1 protein-coding gene is annotated in these 20,478 nt (G+C 50.7%); it reads right to left on the bottom strand.

Annotated elements, in window-relative coordinates; translation table 11 throughout:
* Positions 1-88: 88 nt before the first annotated feature.
* Positions 89-20,050, bottom strand: a complete 19,962-nt coding sequence (locus tag PBN151_RS22670) for a non-ribosomal peptide synthetase (RefSeq protein WP_083545290.1) — start codon at positions 20,048-20,050, stop codon at positions 89-91.
* Positions 20,051-20,478: the final 428 nt, after the last annotated feature.

Genomic DNA, 20,478 nt, shown 5'->3' with positions numbered 1-20,478 from the left:
CATTGCACGCAGCCCGAATGAACGAAATCCAATCCTAGTGTCATGAATGACGCGTTAACAACCGAACAACAGTGTCAAATGCAGCGATTTAGAATGCAAAGTCAATTTCTTCTTCCAATTCTTCCTCTTGATAAGCACTGCCGCTCAGTTGAATATCCTCCAAGCGGATGTCAGGCTGCTCGCAAGCTTGAGATAGAATTTCCAAGAAGTCTTCTGCGAAATTCGCAATCATGTTGGCGGAAAACAGCTTTGTGCAATATTCAAACTGCCCGCTCAGCATGCCGTCTTCGATAGCCATTTCCAAGGTTAAATCGAATTTCGCAACCGTGTGTGATGGAATTAGAGGCTCGAAGGCCAATTCTCCCAGGTTGATCGTGCGCGCTTTTGCGTTCTGCAGGACGAACATTGTGTCGAATACCGGATTACGGCCTGGAACCCAAGCATCCTCTAACTGCTCCACCAGCTTATCGAACGGATAATCCTGATGCTCGAAGGCGCTCAGCGTCGATTCCTTCACTTCCTCTAAATAACTGCGGAACGTCTTGTCATTATTTGGGTAATTGCGAATCGCAAGCGAATTGACGAACATCCCAATTAGCGGTTCTACATCTACATGGGTTCTGCCCGCAATTGGGGTACCCACAACCAGGTCATTTTGTCCTGAATATTTATGAAGCAAGGTCGTATAAGCCGCCAGCAGCACCATATATAGGGTTGCTCCCGATTGGGATGCCAAGCGCTGCAGCTTCTCGTTCAACTGCCCATCAATCGCAAAGTGCAGCTTATCTCCTTCATAGCTGCGCTGTTCGCCTCTTGCAAATTCGGTCGGCAGCTCCAGTAACGGAAGTTCATTGCCCAATGTCCGCAGCCAGTATTCTTCATGTTCCTTCATCTGCTCGCTGCTTGCTTCTGCTTGCTGCCACAGCACATAATCTTTGTACTGGATTTCAAGTGGAGGAAGTTCCTCCCCGTTGTACAAGCGAGCAAGCTCATCAACCAATATGTCCATAGAGATCCCGTCCGAAATGATGTGATGCATATCGAACAGCAATAGATGTTGTTCTTCTTGCTCAAGTTGGACAAGTCCGACTCTCAGTAGTGGAGGCTGCTCCAGATCAAAATCGCGGACAAACTGCTCGGCAACCTGATCGATATCCTTCTCTCTCGCAGTCGAATACTCTAACGCGAAATCAACGTGCTGGTGTACGCGCTGTACAGGCTCACCATCAACCATTTCGAAGCTTGTGCGCAGTGTGTCATGGCGTGTAATCAATTGCAGAAGCGCCGCTTCCAGTCGATTTCGATCGATGTGTCCACTGACGGACATCGCCCCCGGCATGTTGTAGCTCTGCTGCGCTCCTTCAGCCTGGTGCAGAATGTATAACCGCTTCTGGGCTGAAGCCAATGGATAATGCTCGGCCATTGACGCGATAGGAATCGCTCGGTGCTCCTGCTTCTCCAATTCGCCGATCGCCTGCGCCATCGCTTCCAGCGTCGAATAGTGGAAAATATCCCGCAGCGGAAGAGCAACGTGCATTTCCTTGCTTACCTTGCTTGCCAACGCAGTTGCGCGCAAGGAGTGCCCTCCCAATTCGAAGAAGTCGTCCTTCACTCCGATTTGATCGAGACCGAGTACTTCCTGCCATATGCGAACGAGCTTCACTTCCAATGCTGTTCGTGGTGCGGCGTGATCAGTTCCCGTCCGAATCACGTTCTTCGGAGCAGGGAGCGCTTTACGATCAAGCTTGCCGTTCGGCGCCAGCGGCATCTGCTCCAGCTGAATGAAGTACGATGGAATCATGTAGCTTGGCAGTTCAGCAGCAAGCGCCGCTCTAAGGTTACCTACCGTTGGATCGCCATCTGCGACATAATAGGCGCAGAGTGATTTCTGTCCGTCTTCCTCTTCTCGCGCAACTACAACCGTCTCCCGAATTTCTTGGACATTCAGCAGAGCAGTTTCCAGCTCGCCCAATTCAATCCGATATCCGCGGATTTTCACTTGATGGTCGATTCGGCCCAAGTATTCGATATTGCCGTCAGGCAGCCACCGTGCCAAGTCTCCGGTTCGATACATCCGTTCGCCGACGGAAGGAATTGTAACGAATTTCTCTGCTGTCAGATCTGGACGGTTCCAGTAACCGCGCGCCAACCCTACTCCCGCGATGCACAGTTCACCAGCAACGCCGATCGGCTGCACTTGATTATGCTCATTCACGATATAAATGCTCGTATTGTCAATTGGCTTGCCAATCGGCACACTTACATAAGTCTGGCCTGGCTCGCAGTCGAAGTACGTTACGTCCACCGTCGCCTCAGTCGGCCCGTATAGATTAATAAGCTGCGCTCCGCTTGCAGGTGCAATATAACGGTGGAACCGCTCGACCTGTGAGGCAAGCAGTGCCTCGCCACTCGTGAACACCTGCCGCAGCGGTGCGAGACCGCGCTCACGCTCTGCATCTGTCATTTGCTCCACATGCTCAAGGAACGCGTGCAGCATGGATGGAACGAAGTGCATCGTCGTTATTCGGTGACGCTCAATCGCATCCACAATCGCATGTGGGTTCTTCTCCCCACCGACTGAAAGCATAAGCACCTTCGAGCCGACAAATGCCCACCAGAACAGCTCCCAGACCGATACGTCAAACGTGATCGCCGTCTTCTGCATAATCGTATCTTCCGATCCTATCGGATAGCGCTTCTGCATCCACAGCAAGCGGTTGATGACCGAAGTATGCTCGACCATAACCCCTTTTGGACGTCCGGTCGTTCCCGACGTATAGATGATGTAGGCGATATCGGTCGGCTTGTTGACTGGCTCAGGATTCGAACCGTCCTCATCGTATGCTTCTGCATCATCCAGATTGATGATGCGGCCCGCGAAGTCAACCGCTTCTCCCGCGCTTCCTTGAACAAGCAGCACCTGAGCCTTGGAATCGTCCAGCATATATCGAATGCGATCCTCTGGATAATCCGGTGCGATAGGCACATAGGCGCCTCCTGCCTTCAGAATCCCCATAATGCCAACCATTAGCTCCAGAGAACGCTCTGCCATAATACCGACAATCTGATCGGGTTCAACCCCTGCCGCACGCAGCGTCCTTGCCAGCCGGTTCGCACGTTCGTTCAGCTCTCGGTAGGTTATGACGTCATCCCCATACAGCACTGCTGCAGCATCCGGCGTCCACTGCACCTGCTCTTCGAACATCCGATGAATCGTCTGTTCGCGAGGGTAGTCGACAGCTGTGTCATTGAATGCAGATTGGACTTCTGCCTTCTCCGCTTCGGTAGCGAGCTGCACTTCAGCAATGGAGATTGCAGGATTGCCTGTTACTTGCTCCAGTACATGCATCAGATGATGATGCAGCCGTTCCATATGACCGCGATCATACACTTCCGAGTTGAAATCAAAGCGAATGATAAGTTCATCACCCGGCACGACCATTAGATTGAAATCATAATTGGTCTGTTCAGCTGCTTGAACATCGGTTAAAGCGAGAGCTCCGTCGTTACCGTCTCCGGTTTGCTCCATTCGTTCGTCCAATGGATAGTTCTCAAACACCATGATGTGGCTGATTAGTTCCGACTTCTGTGACGTTCTCGATTGAATCTCATAGAGCGGATAATAATCATATCGCCCAGATTCGAGTGCCGCATTTTGCAGCTGCTCCATCACGTCTGAGAAGCTTGCGCCGGCTTCGCAGCTTACACGAACCGGAATCGTGTTAATGAATAGTCCAATCATCGATTCGACACCCGGAACATCAGCAGGTCGACCCGATACGACTCCGCCGAACACCACATCTTGCGTCCCGTTATACTTCTGAAGCACGATCCCCCAAGCGGCTTGCAGCAGCGTATTTAACGTAACTTGATGCTGCTTGGCAATCCGAATCATACGGGAAGTAAGATCAATTCCGAGCTTGCGGGACGCTTGTTCCAGCACATATGGCTTATCCTTGCCTGTGATCTTCCCATTTGGCAATCGAGTCTGCTGCTCGTAGCCCGCCAAGTACCCGTTCCAATATTCTGCCGCCGCACTCATGTCCTGCTCTGCCAGCCATTCGATATATCGGCTATAGTCAGGCAGGTTGGCCTCTTTGTTCCGCATGGATTCGGCAGATCCGGGAATTCCGACCGTTCCAGTAGCTTCAGTAGTTCCGGCTGCATGATTCGTGACAGCTGAGTATATGCGGAACAACTCGTCCGTCAACTGCGGCAAGCACCAGCCATCCATCAGAATATGATGAGAACTCCACAGTACATGGCAGCTAGATGCCTCCGTACGCATCAATGTGACGCGAACAAGCGGATCGCGTTCCAGATCGAACCCTTGCAGCTTGTCGCTCGCGACAACACGTTCCATCACAACTGCTTGCTCATCAGCTGGCAATTGGCTCAGATCCTCGTACGTGAATGTAATTCGTCCTTCCCTGAACACCACCTGTACCGGTTCCCCGTCCAAGCTGCAGAAGTTCGTCCGCAGCACGGAATGCCGGGCAGCCAGCTCGTGCAGGCTCTGGGCAAACAGGGCAGGATCAAGCTCACCTCGCAGCGTAAATCGGGTTTGTTCGAAATAAGCACCCGATGCGCCTTCTTGACCATCGAGAGCGTTATGGAACCACATCCCCTTCTGCATCGGGGTCAGCATGTACATATTTTCGATGATGCCAAGCTCTTTCGTCTCTACAACAATCTGCTCCAGCTGTTCGATACTCAGTCCTTGCAGCAGGAGATCACTCGGTGTCAATTCTGTCTTCTCACGTGAGACACAGTGGTCGATGATCTCAAGCAGACTCTCGTGGAAATGGCCTGCCAGCAGTTCCATCGTCTCCTTGCGGTACTCTTTCTCGCTGTAGCTCATATCCAAGGTCAATATGCCGTCAGTTATGGCGCCATTGATGTCGAGGACATATTGACGTGTATGCAAGGCGCTTCCATCGGAACCTTTCGAATATGGAGACAACATCATACCGCTTCCCATCGAGTCTTGATCGAATTGTCCCAAGTAGTTGAAGCTAATCTCTGGGGCAGCTCCCCATTCCAAGTTATCTTGCGGCTCAGACAAGTAGCGGCATATGCCGTAACCGATTCCCTTGTTCGGAATCTGCCGCAATTCTTCCTTCGCTCTCTTGATGTGGTACGCCAAACCTCGATCTCGCTCCGCTTGCAGCAGAACCGGATATTCGCTTGTGAACCAGCCGACTGTCCGTGAAATATCTAATTCGCCTACGATTGGCTCACGTCCATGACCCTCTAGGTTGACGAGAATTTGATTGTGCCCACTCCATTTCTGTATGGCTATCGCGAGAGCGGCCAGCAAGATCTCATTCATATCGGTGTTATAGGCTCGGTGCACCCGCTTCAGTAAATGCTCCGTATCCTGTTGATTCCAAGCTACGGTGACGGAATTACTGTCCTGCTGCAGACTTGATTCTGTGTCAAAGTCCTTCGGCAGCGGATTCGCTCCAGCGTTCAAGACGTGTCTCCAATAGCTGCGCTCATGACCCAAATCCGTGTGTGCAGCATATTCGACCAAACTCCGTGACCACGTAGCATAAGAATCGGTCTTCGAAGGCAAGCGGATGTCGTCACCCTTGCACGCTTGCTCATAGCCTGTCGCGATATCCTCCAGCAGGATGCGCCATGATACTCCATCCATGACAGCATGGTGGATCACGATGAGCAGATGATGGCCTTGCTCGCAGCGGAACAATCCAGCCTTCACAAGCGGCCCGCCTTGCAAATCGATGCTAGCCTGTATGTCGTTCGCTTTCGCTTCGATAACCTGTTCAGCATTTCCACTGTTTGCGATATCGAAGGCAAGGAAGTCGAACAGCTCCCCCTCTTCAATTGCCCGATTCCAAGCCGTAACCCCAGCGTCTGATTTACGGAATACCATTCGCAGCGCATCATGATGCTCCACGATGGTTCGTAAAGTCTTGCGCAGAGCCTCCTCATTAAATCCGTCCTGCCGATACAGCATGAACGACTGGTTATAATGATGCATGTCATCTAGATCCAGTCCGAAATACCAGCGTTGGATTGGCGTCAGCTCAGCCTCGCCAGACACCTCGCCTTGATCGGCTATCCTGCCGATCGGCTGAAGCTGCAGACTCAATTGCGCTATCGTCGGGTATTTGAACAGGTCGCGTATTTCCAACTTGTATCCAGCCTGATGCAGACGCGATGACACTTGAATCGATTTGATCGAATCTCCACCCAGTTCGAAGAAATGATCATTCGTTCCAACCCGCTCCACATGCAAGACACTCTGCCATGCGGCAGCCAGCGCAATCTCTGCATCCGTGCGTGGAGCTTCATATTCCGTCCCCGTATACGCCGCGCCTTCCGGTGCTGGAAGTCCCTTGCGATCCAGCTTGCCGTTAGGCGTAAGCGGCATCCGCTCAAGCCTCATAAAGTGCGACGGTATCATGTAGGCCGGCAATTCCTTCGCCAATGCAGATCTCCATTCACCTGCCGTCAGCTCACGATCGGATGTGTAATAAGCACACAGTACCTTCCGCCCTCCCCCATCTTCCTGCGCGACGACGGCTGCTTCGCGGATATGCGGCGTTTGCTGCAGCTTCGATTCGACCTCTCCGATTTCGATGCGGTAGCCGCGAATTTTCACCTGATGATCGGTGCGCCCGATTAATTCAATGTTGCCGTCCGGCAGCCATTTCGCCAAATCCCCTGTACGATACATGCGTTGACCGTCAGCGAACGGATCGCGCACGAATTTGTCTGCTGTCATTTCTGGCCTATTCCAGTATCCGCGTCCGACTCCGGCGCCTGCGATATACAGCTCTCCAGCCAGACCAACAGGCTGAAGCGACAAGTTCTCACCGAGAATGTACATCGATACGTAAGGAAGCGGCTTACCGATTGGCACAGAGCGTACTGAATCTGATGAAATCGGCTCATAGTAGCTCGAATCAACGCAAGCTTCCGTGACGCCATAGCTGTTAATAATGCGCATGTGTGAACTGAAGCGATCGCGCAGCTTGCGGAATTCATCTGCAGGACACAGATCGGAGCCAATAATTAATAATCTCAGGCTGTCGATGTCCAGGCCATGCTCATACACATGCTCCATAAGCGGAATGACGAGAGCAGGTGTCGATTCGAACATCTGAATGCCGCTGCTGCGAAGAAGCTCTGCTAATGCACCTGGGTTCGCTCTTGTATCGCTCGGGCAGAGTACAAGCTCTCCTCCATGCAGCAGTGTGCGAGCGAGATCACCTGAGAATACGTCGAACGAGAAGCTCGCCCATTGCAGCCAGCGAATGCCCAGCTCATGCAATTCATACTCGGCCTTCCAAGCCTCTGCCATCGCAGCAAGCTGACGATGCTCGATCATAACTCCCTTCGGATTGCCGGTTGTACCCGATGTATAGATGACATAACAGAGATGGTCTGGCTCGCAGTTCGGCTCCAGGTTCGTATCGTCCTCATGATAGGAAGCTTCGTCTTCCAGCAGCACCCACGTTCCCTCGAAGGTCACTTTATCTTGTAAATGACACTGCGTCAGAAGTATACTTGCCTTCGCATCTTCCAGCATGTAGCGAATGCGATCCTCCGGATATTCCGGATCAATCGGGACATAAGCTCCGCCTGACTTCAAGACGGCCATAACTGCCACGACCATATCAATCGAGCGATCGGCCATAACGCCAATTAAGTCATCTGGCTCCACACCTTCTGCCCGCAATGTTCTCGCAAGCTTATTCGCCCGTTCGTTCAACTCGCGGTAAGTCATGCGCTTATTCCCGAATACGACTGCAGGTTGCTCCGGTGTCCGTTCTGCCTGTTCTTCGAACAATCGATGAATCGTTCCGTCAGGAGCTTTCAATGAGCGAGTTGGATTGAACACCTGCAAGATCTCGTCGCTCTCGTGCATGGTAAGCATCCCTAGTTCGCCCAGTTGCGCATCCGGGTGATTGACGATGTTCTTCAACAATTGGTTGAAATGCTCTGCCATGCGGTGGATCGTCTCTGATTTGAACAAGGAAGTCGCATACTCGAAGCTGCAATCCAGCCCCGCCTCATCTGCCTTCACATCCAAGCTCACATCGAACTTCGATATTGTGTATTCCAGCGGATATGGCTTCATTTGAAGCTCGCCCAGGGAATCAGCCATCATGTCCGTATTGTCTAGGGCGAACATGGTGTCAAACAGCGGATTGCGGCTTAAGTCCCTAGTCAACTGCAGACCTTCCACCAATTCCTCAAACGGATACTGTTGATGCTCGTAAGCCCCCAGCATTGTGCTTCTAATCTCATCCAGATATGAACGGAATGCCTTAGCACCTTCCGGATAAGCACGAATGGCAAGCGTATTGACGAACATGCCAATTAACGGTTGAAGTTCTTCATGTGTTCTGCCGGCAATCGGTGTTCCGACCACGATGTCTTCTTGGCCCGTATACTTGTGCAGCATGACGGTATAAGCAGCTAGGAGAACCATGTACAATGTCGTTCCGGTGTCAGCGGCAATTCGGTTCAAACCATCTGCCACGTCCTTATCGATCCTAAATGGCAGCGTGAGACCGCCGTATTGCTGCATGGCCGGACGAGCATAGTCTGTTGGCAGCTCCAATATCGGCAATTCACCTTGGAATTGGTCAAGCCAATATGCTTGCTGATGCCTCAACTGTTCTTTCTGGGCTTCTGATTGCTGCCATGCCGCATAATCCTTGTATTGAATATGAAGCGGCGATACCTGTCCCCCGTGATAGTGCCGCATGATTTCCTGCAGCACGATACCGATCGATACGCCGTCGGAAATAATATGATGCATATCGAACAGAAGCACATGCTGTTCCTTCGTCTCCGCAATCTCGATCAACCCGACACGAAGCAGCGGCGGCTTATCAAGCTCGAATGTGCGGATGAACTGTTTTACTTGCTGCTGAACCTCTTGTTTTTCGACTTTCCGATATTCAATCGCGAAATCCACAGTATCGTGTATTCGCTGTACAGCCTCTCCCTGCACAAGCTCGAAGCCGGTACGCAAAATATCGTGACGCGCAATCAATTTGCGGAATGCAGCCTCGAACCTGCTTCGATCCAACTCGCCTTCGAGCAGCATGATACCAGGCATGTTATAGCCCTGCTCTGCCCCTTCAAGCTGGTGAAGGATGTACAGCCGCTTCTGAGCGGAAGATACCGGATAATGATCCTGAACCTCAGCAACTGGTATCGAAGAATAGGATTCCTCCGCCATCTCGGACATGGCAGCTGCCAGTTCTTCTATCGTAGAGAAGCGGAACACATCGCGCAGCGGCAACTGGATATTCATCTCTTGGTGCACCCTGTTAACCAGCGCAGTTGCTCTTAAGGAATGTCCGCCTAGCTCGAAGAAATTGTCTGTCACGCCGACCTGCTCAATTCCAAGCAGTTCCTCCCACATGCGGGCTAAGCTAGCTTCCATTGGTGTACGCGGCGCTACGTATTCCTTGCCCGTGTTGATGCTGCCTTCCGGTGCAGGCAGCGCCTTGCGGTCAACCTTCCCGTTGGAGGTAAGCGGCATCCGCTCCATCTGCACGAAGTAGGATGGAATCATGTAAGCTGGCAGCTCCTGCGCCAATTCGGCTCTCATTTCCCCTACGGTCAGTTGCCGATCCGCCACGAAATAAGCACACAGCAGCTTTTCGCCATTCTCCTCTCGTGCAACAACAACGGCTTCACGAACCGATTCTACCTTCGTTACTTGGGCTTCTACCTCGCCTAGCTCGATCCGATACCCGCGAATTTTTACTTGATGATCAATCCGGCCTAGGTATTCAATGTTGCCGTCTGGCAACCACTTCGCCAAGTCGCCTGTCTTGTACATCTTGCTGCCCGGTTCGAATGGATTGTCACAGAATCTGTCCGCGGTCAACTCAGGGCGATTCAAATATCCGCGTGCAAGCCCTTCTCCTGCGACGAACATTTCCCCAGCCACGCCTATTGGCACGCATTGTCGATTCGCATCCAGAATATAAATGCGCAAGGTCGGAATTGGGAATCCGATATTGCTTCTTGCCTGCTCAATCTCGGTTTCCGTGATCTCTTTGTACGTGACATGAACCGTAGTCTCGGTAATCCCATACATATTGATCAATTGCGTGCGCGGATATTTCGCTCTCCAGTCCTTAAGCAGCTGCGGACTCAGCGCTTCTCCGCCGAAGATCACCATTCGAATGTTCAATTCTGGGCTTCCATCCGTAAGTGCTTCCCTTATTAATTGATAGAAATAGGTCGGAGTCTGATTCAAAATCGTTACCCGCTCTTCAGCCAGCAGCTGCAGGAACATCGCAGGGTTTTTGGCTGTCAGCTGCGGTACAACCACCAATTTCCCTCCGTATAGTAAAGCGCCGTACATTTCCCATACCGAGAAGTCGAAGCAGAAGGAGTGGAACAGCGTCCATGTATCGGTTGAACGGAAGTCGAACAGATTTCTGCTGTTGAACAACAGCCGCACGACGTTCTTATGTTCAATCAATGTACCCTTCGGCTTGCCAGTCGTTCCCGATGTATAGATGACATAAGCCAGATCGGAAGGTTTGTTGACTGATGGCGGGTTGGACTTGTCCCCGCTGTATGTCTGCTCGTCATCAAGGAACAACACGGTGCCCTCATAGGCGACTTGATCCCGCAGATGTCGAGGCAATAGCAAAATATCTGCCCCGGAATCGCTCAGCATATAACTGATGCGCTCGTCTGGATATTCGGGATCGATTGGTACGTAAGCTCCTCCCGCCTTGAGTATGGCGATTAGCCCCACAAGCATATCAGTCGTACGCTCGGCCATGATGCCTACCAGCTTGTCTGCCCCGATGCCTTCTGCACGCAGTACCCACGCCAAGCTGTTAGCCCGTTCATTCAGCTCCTGGTAAGTCAAGAGTCCGTCTGTTCCCGTTACAGCAATCGCATCAGGCGTTCTTTCGACCTGTTCCTCGAACAGTCGGTGAATCGTCTTATCACGCGGATAATCCGCTGACGTATCGTTGAACTGTTCCAACAATTGCTGCTTCTCTGTCTCCGTTATGATGCCAAGCTGCTCCAACCGAGCATCGGGATTGCTTATGACTGCTTCCAGCAATTGATTGAAATGGCATGCCAGCCGTTCAATCGTTTCTCGATTGTACAAGGCGGTTGCATATTCAATGCTGCACGCCAGGCCATCGACATCTTCTTCGACATGAAGTGTAAGGTCGAACTTAGCAACGGCATGCTCAATCGGATTCGGCGTCACGGCAAGTCCATCGATGGACCATGCGCCTTTTTCTGTATTTTGCAGGACGAGCACAGTATCGAATATTGGATTACGGCTTACATCTCTTGTCGGTTGAATATGATCAACAAGCTCCTCGAACGGATATTCCTGGTGTTCATATGCTTGTAATGTGGATTGCCGAACCTCCCCTAGGAAGGAGCGGAACGTCTTCTCTCCAGCCGGATAATGGCGGAGTGGAAGTGTGTTGACGAACATACCGATAAGCGGCTCGATGTCTGCATGCGTTCTACCGGCTATCGGCATCCCCACGATGACGTCTTCTTGTCCGGTATACTTGTGAAGCAAGGCCGTATACAACGCCAGCAGCACCATGTACATCGTGGCATCCGAACCCGCTCCAAGCTGCTTAAGCTGATCCGCCTTGTCGGCAGGAACAATGAATTCCAGTGTGCTTCCTGCAAAGCTGCGGAATGCAGGCCGAGTGTAATCCACTGGAAGCTGCAGAACCGGAAGCTCGCCTCGCAATGACTCCAGCCAATACGCCTTCTGTTCTTCCATCTTGGACAAGTATGCTTCCGAATGCTGCCACGAAGCATAATCCTTGTACTGAAGACGCAATTCAGGCAATTCCTCGCCGCTATACAGTGCAACGAATTCATCCAGCAAAATGCCCATGGATGCCCCGTCCGAAATGATATGATGCATATCGAACAGCAACAGGTGCCGATCCGCATCCACTTCGATCAGTCCGACCCGAAGCAGCGGTGGCTTATTCAATTGGAACGCCCGTACGAACGAGCGAATGACTGACTCCGCTTCCGAGGAAGCTCCAACTGTCCAATGCTCGACAGTAAATTCTACATCGCTGTAAATTCGCTGCATGGGTTCCCCGTTGTGCATTTCGAACCCGGTACGCAGCACTTCATGTCTTGCTATCAAGCTGCGGAATGCCGCCTCCAAGCGATCGCGATGGAGCTTGCCTTCAATCGCCATGACGCCCGGCATATTGTAGGACAGTTCTGCGCCCTCCATCTGATGAAGAACGAACAGCCGCTTCTGCGCGGAAGATACCGGGTACCACTCTCGGTCTTCCACCCGAGGTATGGATGCAAAGCTTTCCTTCTGCATCCCCTGTATGGCGAGAGACATTTGTTCAATCGTCGGGTAGCGGAATACATCCTGCAGTGGCAGCACAACACTCAACTCCCGATGCACCTTGCTGACGAGGGTCGTCGCGCGCAAGGAATGGCCGCCCAGTTCAAAGAATGAATCTGTAACGCCTACGTTCTCGAGACCAAGCACATCCTTCCAGATGAGTGCGAGCTTAGCTTCCAGTTCCGTGCGCGGCTGGATTTGCATATTCAAACGCATTCCTTCCCCTGGTTGAGGCAGGGCTCTGCGATCCACCTTGCCGTTAGGTGTCAAAGGAAGTTCTTCAATCTGAATAAAATGCGACGGGATCATGTAAGCTGGCAGTTCACGAGCCAGTGTCTCCCTTAGTCCACTAGCCGATAGCTCAACTTCCGCTGTGAAATAGGCGCATAGCTCCTTCTGTCCACTCGAATCCTCCCGCGCGATTACAGCCGCCTCTCCTACTTCATCGACCCGCAGAAGATAGGCTAATACCTCACCTGGTTCAATCCGGTAACCGCGAATCTTCACTTGTTCGTCGCAGCGCCCGATAAATTCGATCGAACCATCTGGCAGCCATCTCGCCAAATCGCCTGTCCGATACAAGCGTTCGCCTGGGATAAATGGATCATTCACGAATTTCTCTGCCGTCAATTCCGGACGATTCAAGTATCCTCGTGCCAAGCCATCTCCGCCCGCATACAGTTCGCCGCATACGCCAACGGGAAGAACGTCCCCAGCTTCATCCAGCACATACACTCGCGTATTGCCAATCGGTCGGCCAATCGGAATCGAGCCTCGATCCAAATCAGCAGCCGTAATGGTATGGCAGCAGGTGAAGGTTGTATTTTCCGTCGGCCCGTAGCCATTAATCACCCTTATACCGTTATGCTTCTCCATCACTTTGCGCACGTGCGTAGGAGATACAACATCTCCACCCACCAGCAGCTGTTTGACTCCGTAGAAGCCCTCGATTTGCTGTTCAACCATGACCTGGAACAAACCAGCTGTCATCCACAACGTCGTCACCCGATGACGCTGAATCGCTTCGCTCCAATCTGTAAGCGACACATTGCCAGGAGGCAAGATGGCCAGCGCAGCCCCATTCAGCAGACTTCCCCATATTTCAAAGGTTGCTGCATCGAACGAGATTGTGGAACCTTGCAAGAAGACATCCGAGCTGTCGATCTCGACATACGTCGCGCCGCATACGAGCCTGACCACCCCGCGGTGCGTTACGCAAACCCCTTTCGGTGTTCCCGTAGACCCTGACGTATAGATGATGTATGCCAAATCGTCTCCAGCCCCATCAATAGACAGGTTTGTACTTTCTATATCTTCCATTAAGTTGCTTACGTCTGTCTCGTTAACATCCAGCACGATCACGTTAAGATGTTCAGGCCATAAGCTGCACAGATGCTTCTGTGTAACCATCGTCGTAATGGATGTATCTTCGAGCATTGCACTAATCCGCTCTTGAGGGTAAGCCGGGTCGATCGGTACATAAGCCCCGCCGGACTTCATAATTGCCAGTAAGCCAACGACCATATCCAGCGATCGATCCGCGCAAATGCCAACCAGTTCACCGCTCGTTACCCCGGCATGCCGGAGTCTCCGAGCCATTCGATTGGCTGCGGCATTCAACGCTCCGTAGGTCATCTGTTCATTTCCAGACACGACAGCTAGCGCGTCTGGCTCATGTTCAGCTCGCTCCTCGAACAATCGATGGATCGACTTCTCGCGCGGATAAGCCACGAACGTATCATTAAATTCGCTCATCATTACGGCACGCTCTTCATCCGTCGCCAGCTGCAGCTCTCCTATGGATATCCGCGGATTCGATGCAACTTGTTCCAGTACATGCAACAGATGCTGCTTCAACACATTCATATCCGCTTCTTCGAGTGCTTGTTTATTAAAATCGAAGCGAATGACGATATTGTCGCCAGGTATGATGATGAGGTTCAGATCATAATTCGTCTGTTCTGTTACGGTAACGTCTGTCAGCTTCAGTCCACTGCCGTCTGAACTGTTAAATTGATCGAGCTGCTGCTCCATCGGATAGTTTTCAAGCACCATGATGTGAGTAATGAGATCCTGCTTCAGGGTGCACTGTGCTTGGATTTCATACAACGGATAGTAGTCGTGCTTGGCAGATGACAATGCATCTTCTTGCATACGCGTCATTACTTCTGCAAATCTTTCGTGCGCCTGACTGCTCACACGCACGGGAATCGTGTTAATGAACAAACCAATCATCTCTTCGATTCCGACTAGTTCTGCTGGTCTGCCGGATACAACGCTGCCGAATACAATATCTGAAGTTCTGTTGTATTTCTGGAGCAAAATTCCCCATGATGCCTGCAGCAATGTATTCAATGTCACTTGATGCTGCGTTGCAGCTTGATTGAGAGCGAGGCTCAGGCTTGTGCCTAGATCGATCTGAACCTGACCTGCTTCATATTGACCAGAATGTCTGCGCCCCTTGCTATGCGGAAGTTCTGTCGTCTCTTCAAATCCAGACAAATAATTGTTCCAATAGGCCGCGGCTGCGGATTCATCCTGCCGCTCCAGCCATTGAATGTATTGATTATAGGAAGGTACCGAAGCAAGAATCGGCTTGTTGCCTTCCACCAGTGCGGAGTACGTACTGAATACTTCAGCAGCGACGAGCGGGAGGCACCAACCATCCATGACGATGTGATGGGAGATCCACAGAACTTCATACACCTCGTCTGCCGTCTGGAGTACGGACACGCGCATGACATCCCCATTCTCAAGGACAAAGCCTTGTGCGCGTTCCTTGGCCGCTTCGTTCCCAATCGCCACAGCCTGCTCATTTGGATTCAGAGAACGCCAATCTTCGTACTTTACGCTGATGCGCTTGCTCCGAAATACAACTTGCAACGGCTCGCCGTTCGAATCGACGAGGAAGTTGGTACGGAATACAGCATGCCGAGCCGCCAGTTCATTCCAGCTTGCGGCGAAGGCTTCGATGTTCAGCGTTCCCTCAAGCGTTAAGCGTGTAAGCTCGAAATAGGCCCCCGCCTGGCTGTCCATTGCTGTATGGAACCACATTCCCTTCTGCATCGGCGTTAATGCATAGATATCCTCTACTTCACCGATACCGCTTGTCCGTTCAACGATCTGCTCCAGCTCTTGAATGCTAATGCGCTGCAATGACACGTCACTTGGCGTGAGCTCTGTTCGCTCCTTGGCCACACAATGATCGATGATTTCAAGTAAGCTGTCCCGAATCAAGCTTGCCAATCGCTCAATCGTCTCGACACGATATTGTGTCCGTCCATAGCTGATGTCGAGCTGCAATTTGCCGTCCGAGACCATGCCATTCATGTCCAGCAGATAAGGTCTTAGCTGATCTCCCCCAATATTGCTGCCTGTAGAATACGGCGATGGAGAAAACCCGCTGTTCTGGAAATCTTGGTCGAACTGCCCCAAGTAGTTGAAGCTAACCTCAGGTGCTGTTCCCCAATCATCCTGCATACCCGCGTCTGATAAATATCGACAAATGCCGTAACCGATCCCTTTATTCGGAATGCTTCGCAAATCTTCTTTGACCGACTTGATGATTCGCGGCAGTTCTTCCTCAGAGCCCACCTCGAGAAGCTGCGGATACTCACTCGTGAACCAGCCTACCGTGCGTGTGATATCAAGATCTGGCAGGATCGACTCCCGACCATGTCCTTCCAAATTAATTCGGATGCGCCCATGCCCACACCATCTCCGGAATGCAATGCCGAGTGCCGTTAAGAGAAGATCGTCCATCTGCGTGTTATAGGCCCGATGCGCCTGCTTCAACAGCAGTTCGGTCTCAATAGCACTCCATTCAACCGTGACCGATTCGCTATCTCGTTGAAGAGCAATTCCCGCGTAATCCGTCGGCAGTGGAGTAATCGTCGTCTGTGCGACTTGGTGCCAATATTTCAGCTCCTCGTTCATGTTAGACTGCTGCGCATATGCTGAAAGCTGTCTTGACCATAACCGGAAGGAGTCGGTCTTGTCAGGGAGACGAATCTCGCTGCCTTGAAGTGCCTGTTCGTATCCGGCGGCAAGATCCTCGAGCAAAATGCGCCAAGATACGGCATCAATAACAGCATGATGAATGACGATAAGCAGGTGATCTCCATCTGGGCAGCGGAACAATCCTGCGCCTACAAGTGGCCCTGCCTCTATATCGAACCCCGCCTGAATCACATCGGCTTCAGCTATGAGCATGTTGTGAAGAGATTCTTCGCTTTCTACGCCAGCGGAACGTTCCTTGATATCCAACACATCAAGACGGTAAAGCTCGCCTTCTTCGATTCTCCGGTTCCAGGCCGCGTATTCTCCCTGTTCCGTGCGGCGGAATACCATGCGCAGCGCATCATGATGTTCCGTTATCTTGTGCAATGCATTGCGAAGTGCCGCTTCATCGAATCCATCCTTGCGATGCAGCATTATGGATTGATTGTAATGATGCAGACTCACTTCATCTCGATCAAAATACCAGCGCAATATAGGAGTGAGCCCAACCTCACCACTCTCTTCTCCCTGCTCAGCTTTTCGCTGAACCTCCACCAGATGTGGACTTATTTGTTCAATGGTCGGATACTTGAACAGATCCCGGATATCCAGCTTATATCCAGCTTGCTGCATGCGAGAAGATACTTGAATGGACTTGATCGAATCTCCACCTAGCTCGAAGAAATGATCCAAAATACCCACTCGCTTGACTCCAAGCACCATTTGCCAGATGCTAGCCAGCGTTTGTTCCGCTTGGTTACGAGGCTCCACATAAATCTTGCCGGAATAGTCCTGACCAGACGGTGCAGGCAATCCATTCCGATCGATTTTGCCGTTCGGCGTAAGCGGCAATCGTTCCAGCTTCATGAAATAAGACGGAATCATATAATCCGGTACTTGTTCTGCTAGGGTTGAACGCAATTGCTGTACGGATATCTCGCTGTCGGCAACATAATAGGCGCACAGAGCTTTCAGTCCATTTTCATCCTCGCGCGCTACGATAACGGCTTCCCGCACGAGTGATGTTTGCAGCATGCGCGTTTCAATTTCCCCTATTTCTATCCGGTTACCCCGAATTTTGACTTGATGATCGAGCCTTCCAAGGTATTCGATGTTTCCGTCCGGCAGCCATCTTGCCAAATCACCTGTCCGATACATCTTTCCTTGTGAGTAGGGGTCATCAACGAATTTTTCTGCTGTCAAGTCATCACGGTTCAAATAACCTCTGCCGACACCGGCTCCACCTATGTAGAGCTCTCCTACAATTCCAATTGGCTGAAGCGCCTTGTTCTCGTCTAGAATGTACATGGATACCGAAGGCAGTGGTTTACCAATCGGAAGCATGGTGATGAAATCCACACTACCATTTCTCTCGTAATAGCACGCATCGACGCAAGCCTCAGTCACGCCATAGCTGTTCAGGATTCTCATTTGCGAGCCGAATCGTTCCATCAGCTTGCGATATTCCGCAGCCGGGCAATGATCCGAGCCCACAACGAGCAGGCGCAGACTGCTTACATCCTTCCCTTGTTCATGCACATAATCCATCAACGGAATAACGAGGGCTGGGGTTGATTCGAATATGTGGATGCGATGTCTTGCGATTAGCTCGCATATCGCTTCAGGATTAGCTCGCGCTTCGCTTGGGCAGATGATAAGCTCGCCTCCGTACAGCAGCGCTCGCACCATGTCTCCCGTAAATACGTCGAAGGAGAAGCTTGCCCATTGCAGCGTCCGAATTCCCGGTTCGCCTAATTGATAGGCATGCTTCCATGCATCCCCCAAGGCTGTAATCTGCTTATGCTCAATCATGACGCCCTTCGGCTTTCCAGTTGTACCGGATGTATAGATGACATAAGCCAAATGATGTGCTTCGTTGACCGACTCCAAGTTATCGCGGTTTGCTTCATAGTCGTTCTCATCATCAAGCAATACCCATGTTCCTGTGTAACCGAGCCGTGTCTGTAAATGACTTTGCGATACGAGTACTCTTGCATTAGAGTCTTCCAGCATATATAAAATGCGCTCTTCTGGATATTCAGGATCTATCGGAACGTAGGCTCCACCCGCCTTCAATATTGCAAGTATACCGACGACCATCTCAATCGAGCGGTCTGCCATGATGCCTACGAATTGCTCTGCTGCTACACCATGGGCTCGCAATGTTCGAGCGAAGCAATTGGCTTGTTCGTTCAGTTCCTTGTAGGTTAGGTGCCGATCTCCGAACACGACAGCAACCTGATCAGGCGTGCGTTCGACCTGTTCCTCAAACAACTGGTGAATCGTTCGTCCAACTGGCTGCGGCGTTGACCAATTCCCGTTGCTGAAGCGTGTCAGGATGATCTGAGCTTCCTTATCACTGATCATGGACAACTGCTGCAAGCTCTGGCTCGGATTACTCAACATCTGATCAACGATGGTCATCATTTGATCGATGATACGAATGACTTCATGCTCTTCGAACAACTGTTTGCGATAATCGATATTGAAAATGATCTGATTATCATCCATCATATCTTCTACGTGAACTGCAAAATCGTCTACCTCATGACCGCAAAAGCTGCTGCGTTGGCGGGCGGCTAGTTCTCCGTGACTGAACCAGCGTATCGGCATATAGTCGATGGAAATACGGTACAAATCCTGAATCTCAACACTATTATTTTGCTCTCTTAAATCAAGAATAAGCTGGTTGTAAGGATACTTCTGATGTCGCAAAATTGCTTTTTGCTCTTTGGCAACGTTATGTAGGAAGGTTAGTACATCTTGGTCTGGGGTAATCGTCAAACGAGCGGCTACCGTGCTTACGAACATGCCCAGAGCATCCTTGTCTTGCCTGGAAGTTCGATTCGCATAAGCGGCACCGACAGCAATATCGTTGTTCCCTGTCGTCTTATATAGAAATGCGTATAAAGAACCTAGAAATAGAGTAAAGAGACTGATATTGTGCTGCTGGCTAAATTGGTAAAGCTTCTCGTACATTTCTCCGCTAACCGTGGTGCTTGTCCGACTGGCCTCAGTGCCGATTGAATGAGGAGGGTAAGATTTGATACCTATCACTTCTGGCATTGTGCTGAACTTATCCAGCCAATATGCCTTATCTTTCGCGTATCGATCAGATTGTTCATACTCTCGTTCCGCGAATATGTAATCCAGGTAAGTGCTCTCTTGTTCGTCCGAGTCCGCGTTGCCACTCAATATTGCTGTATAATTCTTCATGATTTTATAAACGATAAGATGAGAAGAGACTCCATCCGTTACAATATGATTCATTTTCAAATTGAACCATGCTTCCTCATCATTGACGTTAAATACGACAAAGTGATATAACGCTGGGTCGAACATATGGATAGGAATATGATTAAATCGCTGTAACCAGCTCTCAGCTTCATTCTGATTATCCCACTCTAAGTAATCAACGTGAGGGACGATTTGCTCTACGGGAGCAAATTGCTGCTTCGGCTGATTGTCTGTCATTGCGATTCGTATTCGGAAGGCATCATGCTGCATGATCACTTGATATATCGCCATTTTCAAAATCTCAACGTCTACCTTGCCTCGTATGTACATTGTTCCAGCAACGGTAGTAACTGACGTATTAGGATGCATCATTTCTGTGTACCAGATTCTGCGCTGCGCTTGCGTCAAAGGATACCATTCGTTAGGATTCGCGTTCACGTTGACTCTCCCCTATTCGAAAAATATTCGTAAGCGTCCGGAAACATCATCAGTGGATTCTGTTCCAAAAGAGTTCACAATCATATCCGCAGAAGAGATAAGATCCATGGCTATATGAAGTTATAATTGCTCGTCATGATCGTGGCTATCAAGGTTATTGTTGAAAAATCGTAAACTGTGATGGGGATCTAAGTTGGATTACGGGCAAAACCTGTTCCTGACAAATTGCGACGAAGTAGTGTAGAGGCAGAAACGAATATAGACATTTATGAGGCTCAAATTAGGCATTGCTTGTGATGCTGGACACCTCCTCATATAAAACTCTACATGCGTAATTCTATGGAGGAAGAAGATGCACCTTTTGTAGAGAAAGTTAATGATTTCCATAACGTATTATATACAGTATTGAGGCCATTAACAATATCATT

Source organism: Paenibacillus sp. NAIST15-1, from assembly GCF_001894745.1.
Lineage (GTDB): Bacteria > Bacillota > Bacilli > Paenibacillales > Paenibacillaceae > Paenibacillus_B > Paenibacillus_B suaedae.
This window is presented reverse-complemented; position numbering and strand designations above follow the sequence as displayed.